This window comes from Arthrobacter sp. CG_A4, from assembly GCF_035985125.1.
GTDB lineage: Bacteria > Actinomycetota > Actinomycetes > Actinomycetales > Micrococcaceae > Arthrobacter.
On sequence record NZ_JAXCID010000003.1, the window covers coordinates 12,664 to 35,567 of the forward strand.

Annotated in this window: 18 protein-coding genes; 10 read left to right on the forward strand and 8 right to left on the reverse strand. The window is 67.2% G+C overall.

The genetic code is table 11. From position 1 onward, the window contains the following. The first annotated feature begins 1 nt into the window (after position 1). From kdpA to RCH07_RS02105, 6 genes are all read left to right on the forward strand, one after another. A complete protein-coding gene (gene kdpA / locus RCH07_RS02080) occupies positions 2–1,669 on the forward strand; it encodes a potassium-transporting ATPase subunit KdpA (protein WP_326965808.1) in 1,668 nt (555 codons plus the stop codon). Continuing rightward, entirely contained in the window at positions 1,666–3,816 is a 2,151-nt protein-coding gene (kdpB, locus tag RCH07_RS02085) for a potassium-transporting ATPase subunit KdpB (protein ID WP_326965809.1), read from the forward strand. Before kdpA ends, kdpB begins: the two co-directional genes overlap by 4 nt. Before the next feature lie 10 nt (positions 3,817–3,826). Further along, positions 3,827–4,456, forward strand: coding sequence for a potassium-transporting ATPase subunit KdpC (gene kdpC / locus RCH07_RS02090; RefSeq protein ID WP_326965810.1), 630 nt, complete (start codon positions 3,827–3,829; stop codon positions 4,454–4,456). Between the two features lie 12 nt (positions 4,457–4,468). Beyond that, on the forward strand, positions 4,469–7,207 hold the full coding sequence (locus RCH07_RS02095) for a DUF4118 domain-containing protein (RefSeq protein ID WP_326965811.1): 2,739 nt from the start codon (positions 4,469–4,471) through the stop codon (positions 7,205–7,207). Then, positions 7,204–7,878 carry a response regulator gene (locus RCH07_RS02100; protein ID WP_326965812.1) on the forward strand — a complete coding sequence of 225 codons (675 nt, stop codon included), beginning with the start codon at positions 7,204–7,206 and terminating at the stop codon, positions 7,876–7,878. The genes RCH07_RS02095 and RCH07_RS02100 overlap by 4 nt, the downstream gene beginning before the upstream one ends. 62 nt (positions 7,879–7,940) lie before the next feature. Then, complete coding sequence (locus RCH07_RS02105; RefSeq protein WP_326965813.1) at positions 7,941–8,972, forward strand: NADPH:quinone reductase; 1,032 nt, start codon at positions 7,941–7,943, stop codon at positions 8,970–8,972. 325 nt (positions 8,973–9,297) lie between these two features. Here RCH07_RS02105 and RCH07_RS02110 read toward each other — a convergent pair whose 3' ends face one another. The 7 genes from RCH07_RS02110 to RCH07_RS02140 form a co-directional block, all read right to left on the reverse strand. Further along, a complete protein-coding gene (locus tag RCH07_RS02110; protein WP_326965814.1) occupies positions 9,298–10,674 on the reverse strand; it encodes an MFS transporter in 1,377 nt (458 codons plus the stop codon). A gap of 111 nt (positions 10,675–10,785) precedes the next feature. Continuing rightward, positions 10,786–11,238, reverse strand: a complete 453-nt coding sequence (locus tag RCH07_RS02115) for a MaoC family dehydratase (RefSeq protein ID WP_326965815.1) — start codon at positions 11,236–11,238, stop codon at positions 10,786–10,788. After that, positions 11,238–12,431, reverse strand: coding sequence for a thiolase family protein (locus RCH07_RS02120; protein WP_326965816.1), 1,194 nt, complete (start codon positions 12,429–12,431; stop codon positions 11,238–11,240). The genes RCH07_RS02115 and RCH07_RS02120 overlap by 1 nt, the downstream gene beginning before the upstream one ends. After that, a complete protein-coding gene (gene fabG, locus RCH07_RS02125) occupies positions 12,431–13,207 on the reverse strand; it encodes a 3-oxoacyl-ACP reductase FabG (protein ID WP_326965817.1) in 777 nt (258 codons plus the stop codon). Before fabG ends, RCH07_RS02120 begins: the two co-directional genes overlap by 1 nt. 32 nt (positions 13,208–13,239) lie before the next feature. Continuing rightward, positions 13,240–14,451 carry an acyl-CoA dehydrogenase family protein gene (locus RCH07_RS02130; RefSeq protein WP_326965818.1) on the reverse strand — a complete coding sequence of 404 codons (1,212 nt, stop codon included), beginning with the start codon at positions 14,449–14,451 and terminating at the stop codon, positions 13,240–13,242. Then, entirely contained in the window at positions 14,448–14,912 is a 465-nt protein-coding gene (locus RCH07_RS02135; RefSeq protein WP_326965819.1) for an acyl-CoA thioesterase, read from the reverse strand. The genes RCH07_RS02130 and RCH07_RS02135 overlap by 4 nt, the downstream gene beginning before the upstream one ends. Next, positions 14,905–16,155: a CaiB/BaiF CoA transferase family protein gene (locus RCH07_RS02140; protein ID WP_326965820.1), complete on the reverse strand. Its 1,251-nt coding sequence runs from the start codon at positions 16,153–16,155 to the stop codon at positions 14,905–14,907. Before RCH07_RS02140 ends, RCH07_RS02135 begins: the two co-directional genes overlap by 8 nt. A gap of 173 nt (positions 16,156–16,328) precedes the next feature. Between RCH07_RS02140 and RCH07_RS02145 the strand changes: the two genes are divergently transcribed. The 3 genes from RCH07_RS02145 to RCH07_RS02155 all read left to right on the forward strand — a co-directional run bounded on the left by RCH07_RS02145 (position 16,329) and on the right by RCH07_RS02155 (position 20,404). Continuing rightward, positions 16,329–17,237, forward strand: coding sequence for a LysR substrate-binding domain-containing protein (locus RCH07_RS02145; RefSeq protein WP_326965821.1), 909 nt, complete (start codon positions 16,329–16,331; stop codon positions 17,235–17,237). A gap of 136 nt (positions 17,238–17,373) precedes the next feature. Beyond that, complete coding sequence (locus RCH07_RS02150; protein ID WP_326965822.1) at positions 17,374–18,555, forward strand: acyl-CoA dehydrogenase family protein; 1,182 nt, start codon at positions 17,374–17,376, stop codon at positions 18,553–18,555. A 67-nt stretch (positions 18,556–18,622) separates the two neighbouring features. Then, positions 18,623–20,404, forward strand: coding sequence for a sensor domain-containing diguanylate cyclase (locus tag RCH07_RS02155; protein WP_326965823.1), 1,782 nt, complete (start codon positions 18,623–18,625; stop codon positions 20,402–20,404). Between the two features lie 66 nt (positions 20,405–20,470). Here the strand turns inward: RCH07_RS02155 and RCH07_RS02160 are convergent, their stop codons facing one another. Beyond that, a complete protein-coding gene (locus RCH07_RS02160) occupies positions 20,471–21,190 on the reverse strand; it encodes a FadR/GntR family transcriptional regulator (RefSeq protein ID WP_326965824.1) in 720 nt (239 codons plus the stop codon). 224 nt (positions 21,191–21,414) lie between these two features. Between RCH07_RS02160 and eat the strand changes: the two genes are divergently transcribed. Then, positions 21,415–22,869 carry an ethanolamine permease gene (gene eat / locus RCH07_RS02165; protein WP_326965825.1) on the forward strand — a complete coding sequence of 485 codons (1,455 nt, stop codon included), beginning with the start codon at positions 21,415–21,417 and terminating at the stop codon, positions 22,867–22,869. Positions 22,870–22,904: the final 35 nt, after the last annotated feature.

The window sequence follows — 22,904 nt, forward strand, 5'->3', positions numbered from 1 at the left end:
GATGACATTCAACACCGCATCATTTGTAGTCCAGCTGGCCGCACTCCTCATTGTCCTGGCTGCCCTGCACAAGCCGCTGGGCACCTACCTGGCCCGCGTCTTCGAGGGCCAGAAGTCCAGCCCGCCGGAGCGGCTCATCTACCGGCTCGCCGGGATCGACGCCGGGGCGGACCAGACCTGGCCGGTCTACCTCCGCAGCGTGCTGGCGTTTTCCGTGGTGTCCATTCTGGTGGTCTTCGGCCTCCAGCGGGCCCAGGATCTCCTGCCCGGCGCCGGCTCCCTGACGGGGGTTGACCCCTGGGTGGCCATGAACACGGCCATTTCCTTTGTCACCAACACCAACTGGCAGACGTACGTCCCGGAGACCACCGTCGGCATCTTCGTGCAGATGACACTGCTGGCGGTCCAGAACTTCCTCTCCGCCGCCGTCGGCATCGTCGTCGCCGTCGCCCTCATCCGCGGAATTGCGCGAACGACGACGGACCGGCTCGGCAACTTCTGGGTCGACATGACCCGCACGTCCTTGCGGGTGCTGCTGCCGCTCGCCTTCGCCGGCGCAATTGTGATGGTCCTCGGCGGAGTTGTCCAGAACTTCTGGTCCGCCGACGTCGTGAACCAGGCCTCCGGTGTCTCCCAGGTCATTCCCGGCGGACCGGTAGCCTCGCAGGAGGCAATCAAGGTGCTCGGAACCAACGGCGGCGGCTACTTCAACGCCAACTCGGCCCACCCCTTGGAGAACCCGAATGCGTTCATCAGCCTCTTCCAGGTGTTCCTGATCCTGCTCATCCCCTCGGCCCTGCCGTACGCCTACGGCCGGATGGTGGGGAACCAGAAGCAGGGCTTTACCGTGGCCGCCGTCATGGGTACTCTCTGGCTCGCCTCGACGGCCCTCATGGGCTGGGCCGTATCCGCCGGACAAGGAACTGCGACCGCCGCGGCAGGCGGACTCGGTGAAGGGTTCGAGCAGCGCTTCGGCGCGGTCCCCAGCGCCATCTTCGCCGCCTCCACCACACTCACGTCCACCGGCGCTGTCAACGTCGCCCACGACTCACTGCCTCCGCTGGCCGGCGGCGTGGCGATGGTGAACATGATGTTCGGCGAAGTAGCACCGGGCGGAACCGGCTCAGGTCTTTACGGCATGCTGATCCTGTCCATCATTTCCGTCTTCATCGCCGGCCTGATGGTGGGCCGCACCCCGGAGTACCTGGGCAAAAAAATCGGGCCCACGGAAATGAAAATAGCGGCCCTCTACATCCTGGTGACCCCCACCCTGGTTCTCGTTCTGGCCGGCATCACCGTCCTGCTGCCGGGCAGCATGTCCAACGCGCCAGCCACCGGCCCCCACCAGTTCAGCGAAGTGCTCTACGCCTTCACCTCCGGAGCCAACAACAACGGCTCCGCGTTCGGCGGCATCACCAGCTCCGGTCCCTACCTGTCCGTCATGCTGGGCCTGGCCATGCTGCTGGGCCGGTTCCTGCCGATCGTCCTAGTGCTCGCCCTGGCCGGCTCCCTGGCCAGGCAGCGCAAGATCCCCGCCTCGGCCGGCACCGTCCCGACCCACGGCCCGCTCTTCGGCTCGCTGCTTCTCGGCGTGACCGTGATCCTGACCGCCCTCAGCTATTTTCCGGCCCTTGCCCTGGGGCCACTCGCAGAAGGACTCCTCAAATGACCCGGTCCAGCACGGCATCCGCCACGGACACCGACACCGACACCGCCGCCACCACCTTTGCCGACGGCAACCCGCTGGGCACCCCCGGCGAGCACAAGCACCACACAAAGGCCCCGGCAAAACTGACAGCCGCCAGCGTCGCGGCCGCTCTGCCGCTGGCCCTGCGGAAGCTCTCCCCGCGCCAGATGATCCATTCCCCGGTTATGTTCACCGTCCTGGTGGGCGCAGTGCTTTGCACCGGAATCTGCCTGTTCCGGCCCTCGGTCTTCAGCGTGGCCATCACCGTCTGGCTGTGGCTCACAACCCTGTTCGGCACCCTGTCGGAGTCCATCGCCGAGGGCCGGGGCAAGGCCCAGGCAGACAGCCTGCGCGCCAGCAGGCAGGGTGTGCAGGCCACGCGGCGGCTGCCCGACGGCACCACCGCCGAGGTGCCGGGCACCGAGCTGCGTCGGGGTGACATAGTCATCTGTGAAGCCGGGGACGTGATCCCTTCAGACGGGGAAATCATCGAGGGCCTGGCGAGTGTGGACGAATCGACCATCACCGGTGAATCGGCGCCGGTCATCCGCGAATCCGGCGGGGACCGGTCCTCCGTCACCGGCGGCACCAGGGTCCTCTCGGACCGGATCGTCGTCCGCATCACCGCCGAACCCGGCGAAACGTTCATCGACCGGATGATCAAACTGGTCGAGGGCGCGGTCCGGCAAAAGACGCCCAATGAAATCGCACTGCACGTGCTGTTGGTGTCCCTGACCATCGTGTTCCTGGTGGTCACCATGACCCTGGCACCGTTTGCCTCCCTCGCGGGGGCCACGCCCTCGCCGATCGTGCTGGTGGCTCTCCTTGTCTGCCTGATCCCCACCACCATCGGGGCCCTCGTGCCGGCGATCGGCATCGCGGGTATGGACCGCCTGGTCCAGCACACCGTCCTGGCCACCTCCGGCCGCGCGGTGGAGACCGCGGGCGACATCACCACCCTGCTGCTGGACAAGACCGGAACCATCACCTACGGCAACCGCCGCGCGGTCAACTTCCTGCCGGCCGACGGTGTGGACCACACGACGCTCGCCGAGGCGGCACGGCTTTCCAGCCTGGCCGACGAAACCCCGGAGGGACGCTCCATCGCCGACCTCGCGGCGGTAAAGGGCGTGGGCGGCCGCGATCTTGCCGAGCTCCGGAAGATCACCGGCGAGTTCGCGGTGGTCGAGTTCAGTGCCAGCACCCGCATGAGCGGGCTGGACCTGGACGGAACGCAGATCCGCAAGGGCGCCGCCTCCTCGATATCAGCATTCGTCGCCGACCACGGCGGCACCACGCCCGCAGAGATGCAGCGCATTGTGGAGGAAATCGCCGCCCAGGGCGGCACCCCGCTGCTCGTGGCCCGGAAAGACAACGACGGCGAAGCCAGGATCCTCGGCGCCGTGCACCTCGCCGATGTGGTCAAACCCGGGATGAGTGCCCGGTTCGCCGAACTGCGGAAGATGGGCATCCGGACTGTCATGGTCACCGGAGACAATCCCATTACCGCCCGTGCGATCGCCGCCGAGGCCGGCGTCGATGACTTCCTGGCCGAAGCCACGCCCGAGGACAAACTCGCCGTGATCAAGAAGGAGCAGGCCGAGGGGCGCCTCGTGGCCATGACCGGCGACGGCACCAACGACGCCCCGGCACTGGCGGCGGCCGATGTCGGGGTCGCAATGAACTCCGGGACACCGGCCGCCAAGGAGGCCGCCAACATGGTGGACCTCGACTCCGACCCGACCAAGCTGATCAACATCGTCGGCATCGGCAAGCAACTGCTGATCACCCGCGGCGCGCTGACCACCTTCTCTGTGGCCAATGACGTCGCCAAGTACTTCGCGATCGTTCCGGCCCTCTTCACCGCCACGTTCCCCGGGCTCGGGCTGCTGAACATCATGGGACTGGCTACACCGGCCTCGGCCATCCTGTCCGCGGTCATCTTCAACGCCCTGATCATCGTGGCCCTGGTGCCGCTGGCCCTGCGCGGCGTGAAGTACCGGGCCGTCTCCGCCAACCAGGCGTTGGCGCGGAACCTGCTGGTCTACGGGCTCGGCGGGCTGATCGCGCCCTTCATCGGCATCAAGATCATCGACCTGATGGTCTCCCTCATTCCCGGAATCGGCTAGGAACGTCCCCATGAACATACTCACCGGCTACCTCCGCCAGGCAGGAACCGCCCTGCGTTTCCTCATCGTCGCCACGCTGATCCTCGGCCTGGCCTACCCACTGGCCGTCTTCGGCGTCGGGCAGCTGATCGCCCCCTATCAGGCGAACGGCTCGATCATCAGGGACGGCACCGGGTCTCCCGCCGCGTCCGCCCTGATCGCCCAGGCTTCCGCCGACGAAGCCGGCGTGCAGGACCCGCGGTGGTTCCACGCCCGGCCCTCGGCGGTGTCGTGGGATCCGGCGTCGTCCTCGGCCAGCAACCTAAGCGCCAATGAGCCGAAGCTGCTCGACGCCGTCACCGCCAACCGGGCTGCCGTCGCGGCGGCCGAAGGCGTCGCCGAGGCTGAGGTGCCGGCCGACGCCGTAACCGCCAGCGGTTCCGGGCTGGACCCGCACATCTCCCCGGAGTACGCCAGGTTGCAGCTTGGCCGGGTGGCAGCAGCCAACGGCTTGGGCACCGATGCCGTGGCCACGCTCGTTGCACGGCACACCAGCAGCGGGCTGATCGCCTTCCTGGGCCAGCCCTCGGTCAACGTCACAGCCCTCAACCTCGCGGTGGCCGCCGCCGCACAGCCGGCGCAGGCCACACCGTCCAAGTGAGAGAATGACGGCATGGAACGTGGAACGCTGCGCATCTTCCTGGGAGCAGCGCCGGGGGTCGGCAAGACCTACGAGATGCTCGAGGAGGCACACCGGCTGCTCAGGCGGGGCGAGGACGTTGTGGTCGCATTTGCCCTGCACCACGGGCGCAGCGAGACGCGGGCACTGCTGGCGGGACTCGACGTCATCCCGCCGAGGCTCCTGCCCTACCGGGGCACGGAGTTTGAGGAAATGGACCTCGACGCCGTCCTGGCCCGGGCGCCGGGGATCGCGCTGGTGGACGAATACGCCCACTCCAACATCCCCGGCAGCCGCCATCCGAAGCGCTGGCAGGACGTCGATGCACTGCTCGACGCCGGCATCGACGTCCTTTCCACCGTCAACATCCAGCACCTCGCTTCCCTGGGCGACGTCGTCAGCGCCATCACCGACGTCCACCAGTCGGAGACGGTGCCGGACGACGTCGTCCGCCGGGCGGACCAGATCCATCTGGTGGACATCTCCCCCGAGCTGCTCCGCCAGCGCCTGGGCGACGGCAAGATTTATGCTGCCGAAAAGATTGACGCCGCCCTCTCGAACTACTTCCGGCTGGGCAACCTCACCGCGCTGCGGGAGCTCGCGCTGCTGTGGCTGGCCGACCGTGTGGACGAGGGCCTGTCCAAGTACCGGGCCGAAAACGGCATTGATGTCAGCTGGCCGGCCCGCGAGCGCATCGTGGTGGGGCTGACCGGCGGCCCGGAGGGGGACGTCCTGATCCGCCGCGGCGCCAGGATCCTGAACCGCGTCAACGGCGGAGACCTGCTGGCGGTGCACGTCCGCGCGGCGGACGGTGTTGCCAGTGAATCCCCCCAGGCGCTCGAATCCCAGCGCCACCTGATCAAGGATCTGGGTGGCAGCTACCATATCGTGACCGGCGAGGACCCTGCCGGAGCCCTCCTGAACTTCGCCCGCAGCGTCAACGCCACCCAGATCGTCGTCGGCATCTCCCGCCAGAAGAGGATCGCCGCGCTGCTGGGAAACCTGCTGGGCGGCGGCGTCGGCACCCGGGTGGTCCGCGATTCCGGCGACATCGACGTCCACATGGTCTCGCACCCGCTCGGCGGACGCGGTACCCGCCCGTCCCGGCAACGCGACCTGGGCCGCGTCAGGGTGGCGGTCGGGTTTGTTCTCGCTATTGTGCTCCCCACCCTCCTGCAGTTCCTGCTGCTGGCGCTGAACCCTGAGCAGAACATCGCCACTGCCATGCTCGTCCAGCTCAGCGGGTCAGTCGCGGTGGCGTTGGTCGGCGGGCTGTGGCCGGCCATCCTCGCGGCGCTCTGGAGCAGCCTGTTAGTGAACTACTTTTCCACCCCGCCGGTGGGAAACCTCACCATCAGCGATCCGCAGAACTTCCTCGCGCTGCTGGTGTTTGTCGGCGTCTCGGCGGCCGTCGCCGTCGTGGTCGACCTTTCTGCCCGGCGGTCCAAGGAGGCCGCCCGGGCCCGAGCGGAGGCGACCACCCTTGGCGATCTGACCCGGGGCGCCGCCCGCTCGGAGGACACGGTCCAGGCGCTCCTGGAACAGGCGCTGGGCGTCTTCCAGGTCCGCGGGGCCGCCCTGTTCAGCCTGGCCGGGAGCCATTCAGACGACAGTGGCGCCGGCTCCGGCGGCGACTGTGGCGCCGGCTCCGGCGTCGGGCAGTGGCGGCTTCAGGCCTCGGCGGGTGAGCTTTCCCCGCCGTCACCGGAGGACCGGGGTGACGCCGCCGAGGGGGACAACGTCGAAGAGATCGATGCCGCTACCCGCCTCGTCCTGTCAGGACGGATACTGCCGGCCAGCGACCGGCGCCTCCTCGGGGCCTTCGGCGTCCATCTGGCCGCACAGCTCGAACGCCAGCAACTGGTGGCCAGCCGCCGGGAAATGCTGCGCCTGGCAGAGGGCAACACGATGCGCACGTCCATCCTGCGTGCGGTGTCCCACGACCTCCGCACTCCACTGGCCGGGATCAAGCTCGCCGTCGGCGGCCTGCGCCTTGACGACGTCGAGTACAGCAAAGACGAGGAGCAGGAACTGCTCGCCACCATTGAAGAGTGCTCGGACCGGCTGGACGCACTGGTGGGCAATCTGCTGGACATGTCCCGGATCACCTCGGATGCCGTCAATCCCCTGCTTCGGCCGGTGCGCTGGTACGAAGTGATCCCGGAAGCCGTGCGTGCCGTTCCCGAGGGCAGGGTCCGGGTGGATCTTCCCGCCAACATGCCCGAGATCGACGCCGACCCCGGCATGCTGGAGCGGGTCATTGCCAACATCGCCGAAAACGCCGCAAAATACGCCCCCGAATCGGATATTGTGCTCGTCGGCGCGGCCGGCGGGCTCAGCCCTGCGACCCTGGACGGTCGTCCTGCGGGCGAGCTGCGGATCATCGACCATGGCCGGGGGGTCCCGGCGGAGAAGGTTGTCGAAATGTTCCGGCCATTCCAGCGGCTCGACGATGCCCCGCAGACCACCGGCATCGGGCTCGGGCTGGCGGTGGCAAAGGGGTTCACGGACGCCATGGGGGGAAGCCTGACCGCCGAGGCGACGCCGGGCGGCGGCCTGACCATGGTCATCCGGCTTCCGCTGTCCACCGGTGTGCCGTTCGAATCGCACCGCGGCCAGACTCCGCTGGCCCAGCATGCGTCGCCGGTACAGCAGGCGGCGCTGGGACAGCAGGCGGCGCTGGCCCGACGGCGCCACGCCATGCCACGCACCTCCGGACCGGACGCAGGATGACGGCCGTCCTCGTGGTCGACGACGACCAGCACCTGTTGAGGGCACTCCGGATCACGTTGAAGGCCCACGGCTACGCCGTCACCACCGCGGCGGACGGGAACTCTGCGCTGCTGGCCGCTTCCCAGACTCCGCTGGCACTGATCATCCTGGACCTCGGCCTGCCGGACATGGACGGGACCAGCGTCATCCGGGAACTCCGTGCCTGGAGCCGGGTGCCCGTGCTGGTGCTGTCCGCCAGGCACGGATCCGAGGACAAGGTGGAGGCCCTCGACGCCGGCGCCGACGACTACATCACCAAGCCCTTCGGGCTGGATGAACTCCTGGCACGGCTGCGCGCCCTGCTGCGGCGCAGCGTTGACCCGGAAGAGTCACCGGTTATCACGACGGATGCCTTCACCGTGGACCTCGGCAAACACCGGGTCACGCGGGACGGCCAGGACGTCCGGCTGACCCCCACAGAGTGGAACATTCTGGAGGTGCTGGTCCGGAATCCCGAAAAGCTGGTTACCCAGCAGCAGCTGCTGTCCGAGGTATGGGGGCCCGCCTACGCCAAGGAGACCAATTACCTCCGCGTCTACATGGCCCAGCTCCGGCGGAAACTGGAACCGGAGGCCGCCAACCCGCGCCATCTTCTCACCGAGGCAGGCATCGGCTACCGGTTCCTGCCCTGACAGTTCCTGTGCAGGCGCGGACCGGCGGGAATTTTCCGCCCGGGCCGATGTTAGGTCTGGATATGAAAGCAATCGTGTACCGCGCCACCGGCGATCCGTCCGTCCTCCGGCTCGTTGACCGGGAGGTCCGCGAGCCAGGACCCGGGGAGGTCCGGGTCCGGATCATGGTCTCCGGCGTGAACCCCACGGACTGGAAGTCGCGGCGCGGATCCGCGCCCGGTGAGCCGCTGCCTTTCGCGGAGGTGGTACCGAACCAGGACGGCTCGGGCGTGATCGACGCCGTCGGCGCCGGCGTCGAGCAGCTCCACCCCGGCGACCGGGTCTGGCTGGCCCTTGCCGCTTATGAGCGCGCGGACGGCGGAACCGCCCAGGAACTCGCGGTCCTGCCGGCCGAGCGCGTCTTCGCGCTTCCCCACAATGCCGGGTTCGACGTCGGCGCGAGCCTGGGCGTTCCCGCCATCACCGCCCACCGGGCCCTGACCATCGCCGAGGACGGCCCCCGGCGGCTGCGTCCCGGCGCCTTGACGGGTAAAACGGTGCTCGTCGCCGGCGGTGCCGGCGCCGTGGGCCACGCCGCTATCCAGCTCGCCCGGTGGGCCGGCGCCGTCGTGATCACCACGGTCAGCGGTCCGGTGAAAGCCGCGCTGGTCCAGGCCGCCGGCGCCCATCACGTCATCAACTACCGTCAGACCGATGCGGCAGCGGAGATCCGCCAAATCGCTCCCGCCGGGGTTGATCTGATCGTCGAGGTGGCACCGGCCCAGAATGCGGAACTCGATCTGGCCGTGATCCGCAACCGCGGTTCAGTCGCCGTGTACGCCAACAATGGCGGGGATGAAATGCGCCTGGACGTGCGCAGGCACTTCAGCCTCAACGTCCGGTACCAGTTCGTGCTGCTCTACACCGTTGGGATGGAGGCGGTGCGCGCCGCCGCCGAGGACATCAACCTGGCCATCGCCGACGGCGCCCTTCCGGTCGGAGAGGCCGCCGGACTCCCGCTGCACCGTTTTGATCTGCCCCACACCCCCGACGCCCACGCGGCGGTCGAAGGAGACATTGTGGGCAAGGTCCTGATTGACGTGACCCCGGGCTAGCGGGCATTTTCGTTGGTTCGCCGGGGGTCCGGGGGTCTGAGTCCAGGGCGGGATGGCCCCTGCTCTGGGACATGTCCCGCGCCCGGGCCAGCGGGTGGACATAGTGGCATTATGCCCAGTCCAAGGTGCGAAGAATGGGCATGTCCCCCCGGACTGGATACCGGCCCGAGGGGACATGTCCCGCGCCGGGGCCAGCGGATGGACATAGTGGCATTATGCCCAGTCCCGGGTGCGAAGAATGGGCATGTCCCCCGAAAAAAGGCCCAGGCTCCGTCCAGCTGCCGGCGAACCAGCGAGAATGATCACCAGCCATGTATCTCAGGCGTCAGCAGGCGTCCGCCTCGGCGTTCAGGTCCCGGCCCCGGGTTTCGGGCGCCAAGAACCCGGCCACCCAGCCGATGGCTGCGTAGCTCATCAGGATCACTGCCACCGGGACCCATCCCGGGCCCGTCGCGGCCACCACCGCGGCCGCCAGGATGGGGCCCAGGCCGCCGGAGAGGACGGCGCCCACCTCCTTGACCGTGGTCATGAAGGAGAACCGGCGCTTGGAACCGAACATTTCCACGAGCCAGGTGGACTCCACCCCATACATATTGGGAATCGGGCCACCGATGTAAATGACGAACACCAGAGCCACCAGCACGGGGTTCCGCGTCTCAATCAGGAGCATCGCCGGAATGGTGAAGGCGAACTGGAAGGCGGAGAGCCACAGCCACACTATTCTGCGGCCGTACCTGTCGGTGAGCTTGCCGGTGAACAGGACGGTGGCGATCCCCAGGATGGAGCCCAGCGTCACGCCGGTGGTGACGAGGTTGGCGTCCATCTTGACGACGGACACGGTCCATCCGATGAGGAAGCCCTTGACGAGGTAGACCGAGCCGTTCTCCCCCAGCTTGATTCCCAGCGACACCAGGAACGGCTTCCTGGCATCCGCAGCATCGCGCCACACACTTTGCTGCTTCGCTCCGGCGCCGGCCGCGGCCCGGCGCTGCTTGATGACCTCGAAGACCGGCGACTCGCTGACGCTGCGCCGCAGGTACAACGCTACGAGGGTGGTGCCAATGCTCAGCAGGAACGGGACGCGCCAGCCCCAGCTCAGGAACTGCTCTTTCGGCAGTTGCGACATCAGCAGCCACAGGGCGCTGGCCAGGAGCACCCCCGTCGCGGTGCCCAGGGCCACCACTGCGCCATAGAAGCCGCGGCGTCCGCTGGGCGCCGACTCCACCAGCAGGAGCGAGGCGCCTGACAGTTCGGCGCCGGCGCCGAAGCCCTGGATGAGCCGCAGCAGGACAAGCAGTACCGGCGCGGCGACGCCTATCTGGGCATACGTGGGCAACAGGCCCATCCCGAGGGTGGCGACGCCCATCATGCCCACCGTGATGACGAGGACCAGCTTGCGGCCGTACTTGTCCCCCAGATATCCGAAGTAGACGCCGCCGAGGGGCCTGACGAGGAAACCGGAACCATAGGCGGCGAAACTGGCCAGCAGGGCCATCGCCGGGTCAGCGTTGGGGAAGAACAGCGGCCCGAAGACCAGGGCGGCTGCCAGCGTGTATAGCGTAAAGTCCATGTATTCCAGCGCCGAGCCGAGCCAGGAGGAGATCGAGGTTCGGCGCAGTTCCGCCGGCGACACCTCCGGATCGGCGGCAACGTTCTCCGGCCCTGCCTCGGCGTATTTCACATTCATGTTTTCAGTAACCACGGAGTATCTCCCTAGTGAGGAGCCAGCAAGCCGGCTCAGCCGCAACGTCATTGTTCGGATGGTGTTGGTGCAGGTAGTGCAGGTGTGGAGCGCGGATCCTGCTGCCGTTCCTCAGATCCTCACGAGGGACACGGTCTCGGCGATGCAGGCCGGCTTCTCGGAGCCCTCCAACTCGATCCGGTGCAGGACCCTCAGCTGGCGACCATTGACCGTCCCGGTCACCGAGGTCAGCGTCAGCCGGTCCCGGATGCGGGAACCAACCCTGGCCGGCGCCGGGAACCTGACCTTGTCCAGCCCATAGTTGATGATCACTGCCGCACCCCGGACCCGGTAAACCTGTCCGGCCAGGTACGGCAGCATCGCCAGGCTCAGGTAGCCGTGGGCCACGGTGGTGCCGTAAGGACCGTCGGCGGCCCGCTCCGGATCGGTGTGGATCCACTGCTGGTCCAGGGTGGCGTCAGCGAACGCCTGGATCTGGGATTGCTCCAGCCGGTGCCAGCCGCTCACCCCAATTTCCTGCCCCGTCAGGCACTCTAGCTCGGCAACATTTTCGAACAGCCTCATCAGACCCTCTCCAGCAGCATCGCGACGCCCTGGCCCAGGCCCACACACATCGTGGCCAGGCCGCGGGCGGCGTTTTCGCGTTCCATCCGTCCCAGCAACGTCACAACGATCCGGGATCCGGAGGATCCCAGCGGATGCCCCAGGGCGATCGCACCGCCGTCGTTGTTGACGATTCCCGGGTCCAGCCCCAGCAGCCGCATACAGGCCAGCGACTGCGCGGCGAACGCTTCGTTGAGTTCAACAGCGCCCAGGCCGTCCATGCTCCAGCCGGCCTTCGCCAGCGCCTTGCGCGTCGCCGGCACCGGGCCGATGCCCATAACCTCCGGGGCAACCCCGGCCGCCTGGCTGGTGACGATGCGCGCCCGCGGCGTCAGGCCCCAGCGGGCAACAGCCTCGCCGCTGGCCACCACCACGGCAGAAGCACCGTCGTTGAGGGAACTGGAGTTGCCCGCGGTGATGACGCCGCCGGGACGTACGATCGGCCGCAGGGCCTCAAGCGCCTCCGGGGTGGAGCCGCGCCGGGGCCCCTCGTCGGTGTCCACCAGCGACACTGCGCCGTGACGGCCGGCCACGGGAACGGGGACGATCTCGCCCCGGAACCGGCCCGCGTCGATCGCCGCCAGCGCCCGGCTGTGCGAGCGCAAAGCGAAGCTGTCCGCATCGGCTCGGGAGATGCCCTCGCGCCCGGCCACTTCCTCGGCCGTCTCCGGCATCGAGAACCGGGCGTTGGCATGCATCCGCGAATTAACGAACCGCGCACCGATCGAGGTGTCCGCCGGTTCACCCGGCCGGGCAAACGGCTTCTCCGGCCTGGCCATCACCCAGGGTGCCCGCGACATGGACTCGACGCCGCCGGCCACCACCAGGTCGGCGTCGCCGTTGCGGATGGACTGCGCCGCCATGCTGATGGCGGTCAGGCCGGAGGCGCAGAGCCGGTTGACCGTGACGGCGGGGACGGCGTCGGGCAGTCCGGCCAGCAGCACCGCCATCCGCGCAACATTGCGGTTGTCCTCCCCGGCCTGGTTGACGCAGCCCAGGATGACCTCGTCGATGCCGTCAGGGTCGATGCCCGCCCGGGCCACCACGGCCTGCAGCACCAGCGCGGCCAGGTCGTCGGGCCGGACCGTGGCGAGCGCCCCGCCGTACCGGCCCACGGGCGTGCGGACACCGCCGACGAGGAATGCCTCCGTCATCAGCGCGCCCCGCCGTTGAGGTAGAGCGTCTGGCCGGAAACATAGGAAGCATCGTCGCTGGCGAAGAACGCCACGGCGGCGGCCACTTCCTCGGGCTGGCCAACCCGGCCCAGCGGTGTCCGGGCGGCGACCGCCGACTGGTGTTCGGCGGCGCTGCTGCCGACCCGCTCGGCTGTCGCGGCAGTCATGGCCGTGGCGATGTAGCCGGGGGCCACCGCGTTGACGGTGATGTTGAACGGGCCCAGCTCAATAGCGAGGGTAGCCGTCAGGCCCTGGATGCCGGCCTTCGCAGCGGCGTAGTTCGCCTGGCCGCGGTTGCCGAGGGCGCTGCGGCTGCTGAGCGAGACAATTCTTCCGTACCCGGCCGGGACCATGTACCGCTGCGCCGCCCGGGAACAGAGGTAGGCGCTGGTCAGGTTTGTGGTGAGAACCGATTCCCAGTCCGGGCGCTCCATTTTGAAGAACAGGTTGTCGCGGGTGATGCCGGCGTTGTTGACGAGGATGTCGAGCCGGCCGAACTCCCGGTGGACCTCCGCGAAGACCCTGTCCACGGTGGCTTCGTCGGTGACATCGCAGACGGCCGCGACGGCCCGGCCGCCGGCCGTGAGCACCTGCGGATCAGCGGAGATCTGTTGCGCCGTGTCCTTCGCGCGGTCCTCGTTGAGGTCCAGGACGACGACGGCGGCGCCCCCGGCGGCCAGCTTCAGCGCGGTGGCCGCGCCGATGCCCTGCGCGCCGCCGGTGACTGCTGCCACCCGGTTCGTGAAATTGCTCATGGTGTTTCCTTTGCTTGCGTGGGGTTGCGGATTTAGCTGAAGGCGGAGAGACCGGTGATCTCCCGTCCGACGAGCAGGGACTGGATGGAGTCGGTGCCCTCGTAGGTGGAGACCACCTCCATGTCGGTCATGTGCCGGGCGACGTGATGCTCCAGCAGCACGCCGTTGCCGCCGAGCATGTCCCGCGCCTCGGAACAGATCCACCGGGCTTTCTGGGCTGTATGCATCTTGGCCAGCGAGGCCATGGGCCCGCTCATGCGCCCGTCCTCGGCCAGGACCGCAAGCCGGAAGCAGATCAGCTGCATGGCCGTCAGCTCCGAGAGCATGTTGGCTAGCTTGTTCTGCACGAGCTGGAAACTACCGATCGGTTTGCCGAACTGCTGCCGGGTCTTCGCGTAGTCCACCGCGATCTCATAGGCTGCCATGGCGTGGCCGAGGGATTCCCATGCCGCACCGCTGCGGGTGGCGGTCAGGACGCGGGTGACGTCCTTGAAGGAGTGGCAGCCGGTGAGCCTGTTGTCCGCCGGCACCCGGAGGTCTTCCAGGGTGATGTCCGGCTGGAGGATTGCCCGTTTGCCGATCTTGCCGGTGATGACGTCGGTGGAGTAACCGTCCGGGTAGCTGCCGTCAGCATTGCGCTCCATAACAAAGGCCTTGACTTTGGCGTCCTGTTCGTCGCGGGCGAACATGATGACGACGTCGGCCATGCTGGCGTTGCCGATCCACCGCTTGCGGCCGTTAATGATGTAGCTGTCGCCCTCCCGGCGGGCGCTGGTCTCCAGCGCCACCGAGTCGGAGCCGTGCTCCGGCTCGGTCAGGGCAAAGGCACCGATTTTGTCGAGGGTGGCCATCGAGGGAAGCCAGCGTTCTTTTTGCTCATCGCTGCCCAGCATGTTGATGGTGCCCATGGCCAGGCCGGACTGGACGCCGAGGAAGGTGTTGACGGAGCCGTCGCCGCGGGAAACTTCGGCCGCGACGATCCCGGCAGCGAGCCGGCTCAGCCCGGGGCAGCCGTAGCCTTTGATGGTGCTGCCCACGATGCCGAGGCCCGCGAGCTTGGGGATCAGCTCGAACGGGAACTCTGCCCGTTCCCAATAGCCGTTGATGACCGGAAGCAGGTCCTTGTCCACGAAACTTCGGACCTTCAGCCGCAGGGCGCGGTCCTCGGCGGTGAGGAAATCGTCCATCAGGTAGAAGTCGGTGCCGTGTTCGGCCGGTTCGGTTCTCATCGGGTCGGTTGTCATCGGGTCAGCTCCATGGGGGTGGGGTCGGAAATCTGCGGTTCGGGTGCTTCGGTGCGGTCTTGCCTGGGCTGGAACTGGGCGAGCCAGCGGCGCTCCTGCTCCGCTAGCGGCCTCGCTATGCCGGTCTCCGGCCAGACCGAAACCAGCACGGTCCGGCCGTCCACGGCAACAGCGCCGCCCTGGGTAGCCATGCACTCCAAGGTGTAGGAACTTGTGCCGATCCGGCTGACCGTCAGTTCCACCGTCAGGTCCTGGCCGTGGACCACGGGGCGCCGGTAGTTCAGTTCAAGGGCGGCCACCACGGTTGGAGTCACCGCTGCAGTCCCGCGGCCCGGCATGGTAGCCCGCCATTGGATCCGGGACTCCTCAAGCAGCGTTACGACGGCGGCGTGGTTCACGTGGCCGTTGAGGTCCTGGTCCGACCAGCGCGGGGAGATCCGCGCCCGGTACGGCTCAGGCATGGGCCAGGGTTTTCTGCCGGAGCAGCCAGTCGCGGACCAGCTCCGAGCTTTCGTTCAATTCCGGCGGCGCGAGCCGGTAGTCGACGGGGGTGCGGGAGTACTCCACGGGGTGCCGGACCGTGGGAATCGTCCGCGTCCCGCTGCCAGCCAGCACCACGGGCTGCAGTCCCAGCCGCTCGGCAAAGTCGACACCGCCGCGCACATCCTGGATCGGGGCGCACGGCAGGCCGGCGTCGGAGAGCTGCGAGAACCACTGCGCGGCGGACTGCGTGGCCAGCCTGGCGTGGAGGATCTCCCGTAGTTCGTCCCGATGCGCGTTCCGCTGCAGGGTCTTGGCGAACTTCGGGTCCGCGGCGACTTCGGGGATGGCCAGTGCCACGCAGAGCCGGACAAACTGGGCATCATTGCCCGTCGCGATGATGATCATGCCATCACCCGTCTGCATCGGCGCATAGGGGTACATGCTGGGATGTTCGTTGCCCATCCGGGCAGGCACCACGCCGCCGGTGACATATGCCGCGGACTGGTTGACCATGCCGGAAAGGGCCGAGGTCAGCAGATTGAGTTCCACCAGCTGTCCCTCGCCGGTGCGGGTCTTATGGTGAAGCGCCCCCAGGATGCCGATGGCAGCGTGCAGTCCCGTGATGACGTCGAACAACGCGATGCCGGCCCGGTAGGGTTCCGTGTCCGGGCCCCCGGTCAGGCTCATCATGCCGGAGGCTGCCTGGACCAGCAGGTCATAGCCCGGGATGTGCGCGCCGGCGCCGGTGCCGAACCCGGTGATGGAGGCATAGATGATGTCCGGCTTCAACTCCGCGGCGGCGGCGTAGTCCAAGCCCAGGCGTTCCATGTTTCCCGGCTTGAAATTTTCGATCATGACGTCCGCAGCGCGCACGAGGGACCGGGCCACGTCAAGGCCCTCCGGGTCCTTGAGGTCCAGTGCGATCGAGTGCTTGTTCCGGTTCACTGCCAGGAAGAACGTGGCCTCCCCGTCGCGGACCGGTGGCATGTAGCTGCGGGTGTCGTCTCCGTCGGGGCCCTCGACTTTGATCACTGTGGCCCCCATGTCAGCCAGCAGCATGGTGGCATAGGGGCCGGCGAGCACCCGGCTGAAATCCGCAATCACGACGCCGGCCAGCGGCCCGGACGCTGAGCGGCCGAGGGCCTCGGCGGCCGGTTTGACAGCGTCCGGGGTAGGACCGCGGCCCGCTCCGGCGGCAGTGTCAGAGTTCGGTTGTTTCATGTAGTTCCTCCGGTGTGTGGTCTGCATCACCCACCTTTGCAAGCGGATTGATCCGCGTCCAATACGCATTTGGTGCCGTATTCATACCGCAGGGGCATCAATACGGTGGCGGATTGTTCGGTATCTTGGGCAGATGAACATCGTCGTTTACCTGGGCCGGGACTGAACCCGGCATGGAAATCCAACAGATCCGGGCCTTTCTTGCGGTCGCCGATGAGCTGCATTTCGGCCGGGCAGCAGAAAAACTCCACATGGCCCAGCCGCCGCTGAGCCGGGCCATCCAACGGCTGGAGCACGAGCTCAAGGCACCCCTCTTTGTCCGGAGCACCCGATCGGTCCAGCTGACGGCTGAGGGCGAGGCACTGCTGATACCGGCGCGGGAGATCCTGGCGGCCTGCCGCCGATCGACCCTCGCCGTGGCCTCAGTGGGCAAGGGCGAGACCGGGCGGGTGCGGGTGGCTTTCGCCGGGGTTTCCTCCCACGTCATGGTCGGTAAGCTGGCCAAACGGGTCCGGGAGACACATCCGGGCATCGAGTTCCAGCTCTCCAGCTCGAACTTTGCCCTGCCGGCCATGGACCGGGTCATGCGGGGCGCCATGGAAGTGGGACTGGGCCGCTGGAACTTCATCCCGGCGGCCCTGGACTCCCGAACTGTGGCGAATGAGCGGCTTGTGGTGGCCCTGCACGAGGCCCACCCCCTGAGCGGGCGCGAGTCGCTGATGATGGCCGATCTGGCCGGGCAGCCTTTTGTCACGCTGCCCGAGCATCCGGGCGCCATTCTGCACGACTACCTTCGCCGGCTTTCCAACGCCGCCGGCTACGCCCCGGATATCGTGCAGGTGGCGCCGGATTCCCAGACGCTGATGGCTCTGGTTGCCGCCGACATCGGGGTTGCATTGACGGTGTCTTCGGTGCCGGCGAACTTCAGCCATCCGGGAGTCGTTTTCCTGCCGCTGGATGATCCCGCCGACGCCATCCAGCTGCGCCTGGTCTGGCGCAAGGACAACACCAGCCCGGCGCTGCGCCGGGTTCTGCTCCTCTCCGAAGCCGTCCTCCCGTCGCCGGACTCCCCACCGGATTGATGCGTCGGAGGTATCGACGGGTGCAGCATTTGGTATTGGCTCCGGCTCAATCCGGCTGGCACAGTGGTCAGTACCCGCCGGCCCGTGCCGGATTCACGGGGGATTGCCGCTCATTTACCTGCCTGGAGTTGAACCTGTGACCGTAACCGAAGCCACCCGTGTGAACGATGACGTTCTCAGCCTGGACAGCCTGCTGACCGCAGAGGAACTTGAGTTGCGCGCCAACGTCCGCGCTTTCGTGTCGGAGCGGATCCGGCCCAACATCAGCGCCTGGTACGAGCAGGCACATTTCCCGCTTGAGCTGGTGCCCGAGCTGGGCAGGCTCGGGGTGCTCGGGATGCATCTGGCGGGCTACGGCTGCCCCGGCAGGAGCGCCGTCGAGTACGGCCTCGCCGCCATGGAGCTGGAGGCAGGGGATTCCGGAATCCGGACGTTCGTCAGTGTGCAGGGCTCCCTGGCCATGACCGCGATCCACAGGTGGGGATCCGAGGAGCAGAAAGTCGAGCACCTGCCCGCGATGGCACGGGGTGAAACGATTGGCTGCTTCGGGCTGACCGAGCCCACTGCCGGTTCGGACCCGGCCAGCATGGCGACCTTTGCGGCGCCGGACGGCGGCGGCGGCTGGATAATCAATGGCGCAAAGCGCTGGATCGGTTTGGCGTCCGTGGCCCAGATTGCGATTATCTGGGCCAACACCAGCGACGGTATCCGCGGGTTCATCGTGCCGACGGACGCGCCGGGGTTCACCGCGACGCCCATCGGGTCCAAGCTGTCCATGCGGGCTTCCATCCAGTGCGACATCGCCCTTGAGGACGTCCGCCTGCCGGGCACGGCGCTGCTCCCCGGAGCGCGGGGGCTCAGCGGCCCGTTTTCCTGCCTCAACGAGGCCCGCTACGGGATCATCTGGGGCGCGATGGGCGCCGCCCGGGACTCCTACGAGGCCGCCCTGGCGTACGCCAAAGAGCGCCTGCAGTTCGGCAACCCCCTGGCCGGTTACCAGCTGACCCAGGAGAAGCTGGTCAACATGCTCCTGGAGATCCAGAAAGGAACCCTGCTGGCCATCCATACCGGGCGGCTGAAGGATGCCGGGGCCTTGGAGCCGGTCCAGGTCTCGGTGGGGAAGCTGAACAACGTCCGCGAGGCCATAGCGATCTGCCGCGAAGCCCGCACAATCCTGGGCGGCAACGGCATCACCCTCGACTATTCGCCGCTGAGGCACGCCAACAACCTCGAATCCGTACGGACCTACGAGGGCACGGACGAGGTCCACACCCTCATCCTCGGTCAGCACATCACGGGCATCTCCGCGTTCCGCTAGGAGCAACTCGCCAGGCCATCGGCCTCGACGGTTTCCGAGCGGTACAGCGGGCGTGGATACTAGGGAAATGACGTCTCACGGTTCCTCCACCAGCGAGAATGCAGCTTCGGACCTAATGCCACAGTTCCCCGCCCAGATGCGGGCTGTACTCAACGGCATCCCTGCCATGGTGGGCTACTGGGACAAGGATTTGCGCAACTGCCTCGCCAACGACGCCTACGGAGCATGGTTCAACGTCGATCCGGACCAGATGCACGGCGTCCATATCCGCGAGCTGCTCGGCGAGGAGCTTTTCGCGGCAAACCAGGGGTCCATCGCCAAGGTGCTTGAAGGAGAGCCTCAGCTCTTCGACCGTACCCTCGTGGATGGCGCCGGAAAGACGCGGTATACCCAGGCCTCCTACGTGCCGGACCGTCAGGACGGCGAAATCCGGGGGTTCTTCGCGCTTGTCACGGACATCACCGAGCGGGTTGTCGCCGAACGGCGCCAGCAACGCGACATGGACCGGTACCGGGCGCTCGCGCGCAGCGTCCCCGGCGTCTTTGTCCTGCTCTTCGACTCGGACCTCCGGTACCTCATCGCGGAGGGACAGGAGCTGGTGAAGTTCGGGTACCGCAGCGACGAGATGGAAGGCCGGCTGATCCACGACGCCCTGAAGGGCGGACTGGCGGACGAGCTTGAACCACGTTACCGCGCCGCACTGGCGGGCCAGGAGGTCTCGTGGCAGCGCCGGATCGGCGATCGAACGTTCCTGCTGACGGCCCGCCCGGTCCAGTCCGACGGTGAAACCGTAGGGATGGTGGTGGCGGTCGACGTGACAGAGCGCCGTCGACAGGAAAAGACATGGGCCGGCCTGCACGAGATCTCCACGGCAGTGGCCCGCAACGCGGCGCCGGAGGACATAGCCGATCAGGTTGCCGCCGTCGTGCGCTCCATCTTCGACGTCGATTCGGCGGCGGTTACCCGCTTCACCGGGCCGTGGTCGGCTGACATCGTGGCCATGGCGCCCGCGCTCCCTTCGGCCCTGAGTCGCCGTCATGTGTTTTCAGCAGCGGATGCCCCGGCGACTGTGCGGGTGGCCATGACGGGCAAGCCTGCCCTGGCGGTCTACGTCGCGGGCGGCGGACTGGCGGCCGAGCAAATGCTGGCGTCCGGTTTCCGGTCCTCGGCGGCCGCCCCCATCCGGGTGTCCGGCTCGCTCTGGGGCGCCCTGGCCCTGACCTCGAAGTCGGAGACCAACCTCACACAGGCGGTCCTCGATCAGCTCGCCCAGTTCGCTGAACTCGTGGAAATCGCAATCGGCAACGCCGAAGCCCGTGCCAGTCTTGAACTCCTGGCCAGCACCGACGTCCTGAGCGGTCTGCCCAACCGCCGGGTCCTGGAGCAACGGCTCGCCTACGAGACCGAGCTGGCGACCGCGCGCGGCAGCCAGCTTAGCGCCGTCGTCCTCGACATTGACAATTTCAAGATGGTTAACGACTCCTTCGGCCATCTGACCGGGGACAAGGTGCTGGCGGAGGTCGCGGGCCGGCTCGGTGAAGTCACACGGCAGGGCGAGATCGTTGCCCGCTTCGGTGGCGAGGAATTCGTCTGGCTCCTGCCCGGCAGCAGCAGCGAAGAGGCGCTCCAGGCAGCCGAGCGGGCCCGTCTGGCGGTAGCCTCCAGGCCGTTCGACGGCGTCGGGACCATCACCTTGTCCGCCGGGGTGTGCGAGCTGCAGGAGGCCGGAAGCCATGCGTTGCTGGCCTGCGCCGACCACGCCCTCTATGCCTCCAAACACGCCGGACGCAACCGCAGCATGCGCTACGGGGCCGCGGCCACCCAAGCCCGCGGGGACCGCAGAGCTTAGCCGAGGGCGGGCTTCCCGGTCACGGCCCGGGCCGCGGGTACCGCAGCGCCCGTGCGGCGGAGGACGTCACGAGAGGAACCCGCGCAGCAGGGCAGCCGTTCCTTCCAGATGCTCAAGTGTGGCCCGCTCGGCGGCCGTGGAATCGCCGCGCAGGATTGCGTCCGCGATCCGCGCGTGCTGCTCGTTGGAGTGCTCCAGGTTGGTGCCAAGGAACGGGATCCTGTCGAGCAAGGCGTTGAGCCTGGACCGGGTCTCTGCCACCGCCCCCACGAGGCTCGGCGAACCCGCCAGTTCGGCGATCGCGATATGGAACCGGGCATCCCGCGGCCGGTAGCTGGCTTCGGTGGCGACTGCCACATCGGTCAGGCAGTTGCGCAGGTGACCCCGGGCGGCGGCCGATAAGTTTGATCCGGCCGCCAGGGCGCTCGCCGCCGGCTCGATCACTCCACGGAATATCAGCACGTCGTGGACCTCGGCACGATCCAGTGGCCGGGTCCCCCGACGCTCTGGGCGCACCTGGGTTTCGGACACGTACGTGCCCCCATACCGGCCTCGCCTCACCACCAGGTATCCCGCAGCCTGCAATTCCCCCAGTGCTTCCCGGAGGGTCGCCCGGGACACGCCCAGATGCTCGGCCAGCTCGCGCTCCGGCGGCAGTTTGTCGGCCGGAGCAAAGATGCCGAGCTTGATCGTCTGCAGAATGTGCTCGATTGTTTCCTCGAAGGCGTTTCCACTGCGGACGGGCCGCAGCATCGAGTAGGGCTGTTGTAACGCGAAATCAGTCAAGGCCAACTCCCAGAGTCTGCGAGCTTATACGTTCAGTAAGCATACGTTTAGGCCGCAAAAAAGCGGGCGTCTCGAACCAATGATTCTCCGGCCAAACGCAATTTCCGTTGGATTTACCAGGAATCCTTGACGGATGTGATCCATAACACCACACTGGGAGATGTGTTCTTGGACTGATAACAGTCCTTTAAATCTGGATGACAGTCCTATACCAAGGGAACCGCATGAAATCAGCAGATGATGGCGCCGGCGTGACAAGTCCGGCCGCCGGGACCGAATCAGAGTACCTTCAACGGCGCAAACTTAAGCGCGGCGCCGCCGGTTGGATACTACTCGCCGGACTGGGAGTCGCGTACGTCATATCCGGTGATTTCGCCGGCTGGAATCTCGGTCTCGCCCAAGGCGGATGGGGCGGACTTCTGATCGCGTTTATCCTCATGGGCGTCATGTACACCTGCATGGTGTTCGGCCTCGCGGAACTCTCCTCCACCCTGCCCACCGCCGGGGCCGGATACGCCTTTGCCCGACGGGCTCTGGGGCCCCTGGGCGGGTTCGCCACCGGCATTGCCGTACTGATCGAATACGCCGTCGCTCCGGCCGCCATCGCCACCTTTATCGGCGGCTACATAGAGGCACTGGGGCTCTTTGGCCTGACCAATTCGTGGCCGGTCTATCTGGCCACCTACGTCCTCTTCATCGCCATCCACCTTCGTGGGGTCGGTGAAGCGCTTAAGATCATGTTCGCGATTACAGCGGTTGCCGTTGTTGCCTTGATCGCCGCTGTCATCGGACTGCTGCCGAAGTTCGACCCGGCCAAGCTTTTCGACATCGTGCCTGACGGCTCCGCCGGTTCCAGCGCGTTCCTGCCCATGGGCGTCGGTGGAATCCTGGCCGCCCTCGTCTACGGCATCTGGTTTTTCCTCGCCGTTGAAGGCGTCCCGCTGGCCGCAGAAGAATCGGCGGACCCGAAACGGGACATGCCGCGGGGCATTATCGTCGCCGTCGTGATCCTGGTGGTCTTCGGCGCCCTGATGCTTGTCCTGGTTCCCGGCGCGGCAGGGTCCCAGGCCATGAGCACCTCAGACAACCCGCTGCCCGAAGCAATCAGGATCGCCTACGGCGGAAATACCTTTCTGGCCGACTTCATTAACTACGCGGGACTGGCGGGGCTTGTAGCCAGCTTCTTCTCCATCATCTACGCCTACTCGCGGCAGCTTTTCGCCCTCTCCCGCGCCGGCTACCTGCCCAAATGGCTTTCGCTCACCGGCACCCGCCGCACCCCCTACTGGGCCCTGATCGTTCCCGGCACCATCGGGTTCCTGCTCGCGGCCATCACCCAGGACGGCGCCCTGCTGATCAACATCGCCGTTTTCGGCGCCACGGTGTCCTACGTCCTGCTGAACCTGTCCCACATCGTGCTGCGGATTAAGGAACCTGAGCTGGAGCGCGGCTACCGCACACCGGGCGGCATCGCCACCACCTCGGTGGCCCTCGCCCTGTCCGCCGTCGCCGTCGTCGCCACGTTCGTAGTGGACGTCTACGCAGCCTCCATCACAGCGGCCATCTTCGCCGCCGCAATCGCCTACTACTGGTTCTACAGCCGCCACCGGATCGTCGCCGGTTCCCCGGATGAGGAATTCGCCCGGCTGGCGCTGGCAGAAGCCGAGCTGAATAAGTAGCTGTCCCCGACCACCATCACCCCATTTGCAAACGA

Excerpts from the sequence above, each read along its gene's own strand:
- kdpA (WP_326965808.1), top strand. The coding sequence starts at position 2 with ATGACATTCAACACCGCATCATTTGTAGTCCAGCTGGCCGCACTCCTC.
- kdpB (WP_326965809.1), top strand. The coding sequence starts at position 1,666 with ATGACCCGGTCCAGCACGGCATCCGCCACGGACACCGACACCGACACC.
- kdpC (WP_326965810.1), top strand. The coding sequence starts at position 3,827 with ATGAACATACTCACCGGCTACCTCCGCCAGGCAGGAACCGCCCTGCGT.
- RCH07_RS02095 (WP_326965811.1), top strand. The coding sequence starts at position 4,469 with ATGGAACGTGGAACGCTGCGCATCTTCCTGGGAGCAGCGCCGGGGGTC.
- RCH07_RS02100 (WP_326965812.1), top strand. The coding sequence starts at position 7,204 with ATGACGGCCGTCCTCGTGGTCGACGACGACCAGCACCTGTTGAGGGCA.
- RCH07_RS02105 (WP_326965813.1), top strand. The coding sequence starts at position 7,941 with ATGAAAGCAATCGTGTACCGCGCCACCGGCGATCCGTCCGTCCTCCGG.
- RCH07_RS02115 (WP_326965815.1), bottom strand. The coding sequence starts at position 11,238 with ATGAGGCTGTTCGAAAATGTTGCCGAGCTAGAGTGCCTGACGGGGCAG.
- RCH07_RS02120 (WP_326965816.1), bottom strand. The coding sequence starts at position 12,431 with ATGACGGAGGCATTCCTCGTCGGCGGTGTCCGCACGCCCGTGGGCCGG.
- fabG (WP_326965817.1), bottom strand. The coding sequence starts at position 13,207 with ATGAGCAATTTCACGAACCGGGTGGCAGCAGTCACCGGCGGCGCGCAG.
- RCH07_RS02130 (WP_326965818.1), bottom strand. The coding sequence starts at position 14,451 with ATGACAACCGACCCGATGAGAACCGAACCGGCCGAACACGGCACCGAC.
- RCH07_RS02135 (WP_326965819.1), bottom strand. The coding sequence starts at position 14,912 with ATGCCTGAGCCGTACCGGGCGCGGATCTCCCCGCGCTGGTCGGACCAG.
- RCH07_RS02140 (WP_326965820.1), bottom strand. The coding sequence starts at position 16,155 with ATGAAACAACCGAACTCTGACACTGCCGCCGGAGCGGGCCGCGGTCCT.
- RCH07_RS02145 (WP_326965821.1), top strand. The coding sequence starts at position 16,329 with ATGGAAATCCAACAGATCCGGGCCTTTCTTGCGGTCGCCGATGAGCTG.
- RCH07_RS02155 (WP_326965823.1), top strand. The coding sequence starts at position 18,623 with ATGACGTCTCACGGTTCCTCCACCAGCGAGAATGCAGCTTCGGACCTA.
- eat (WP_326965825.1), top strand. The coding sequence starts at position 21,415 with ATGAAATCAGCAGATGATGGCGCCGGCGTGACAAGTCCGGCCGCCGGG.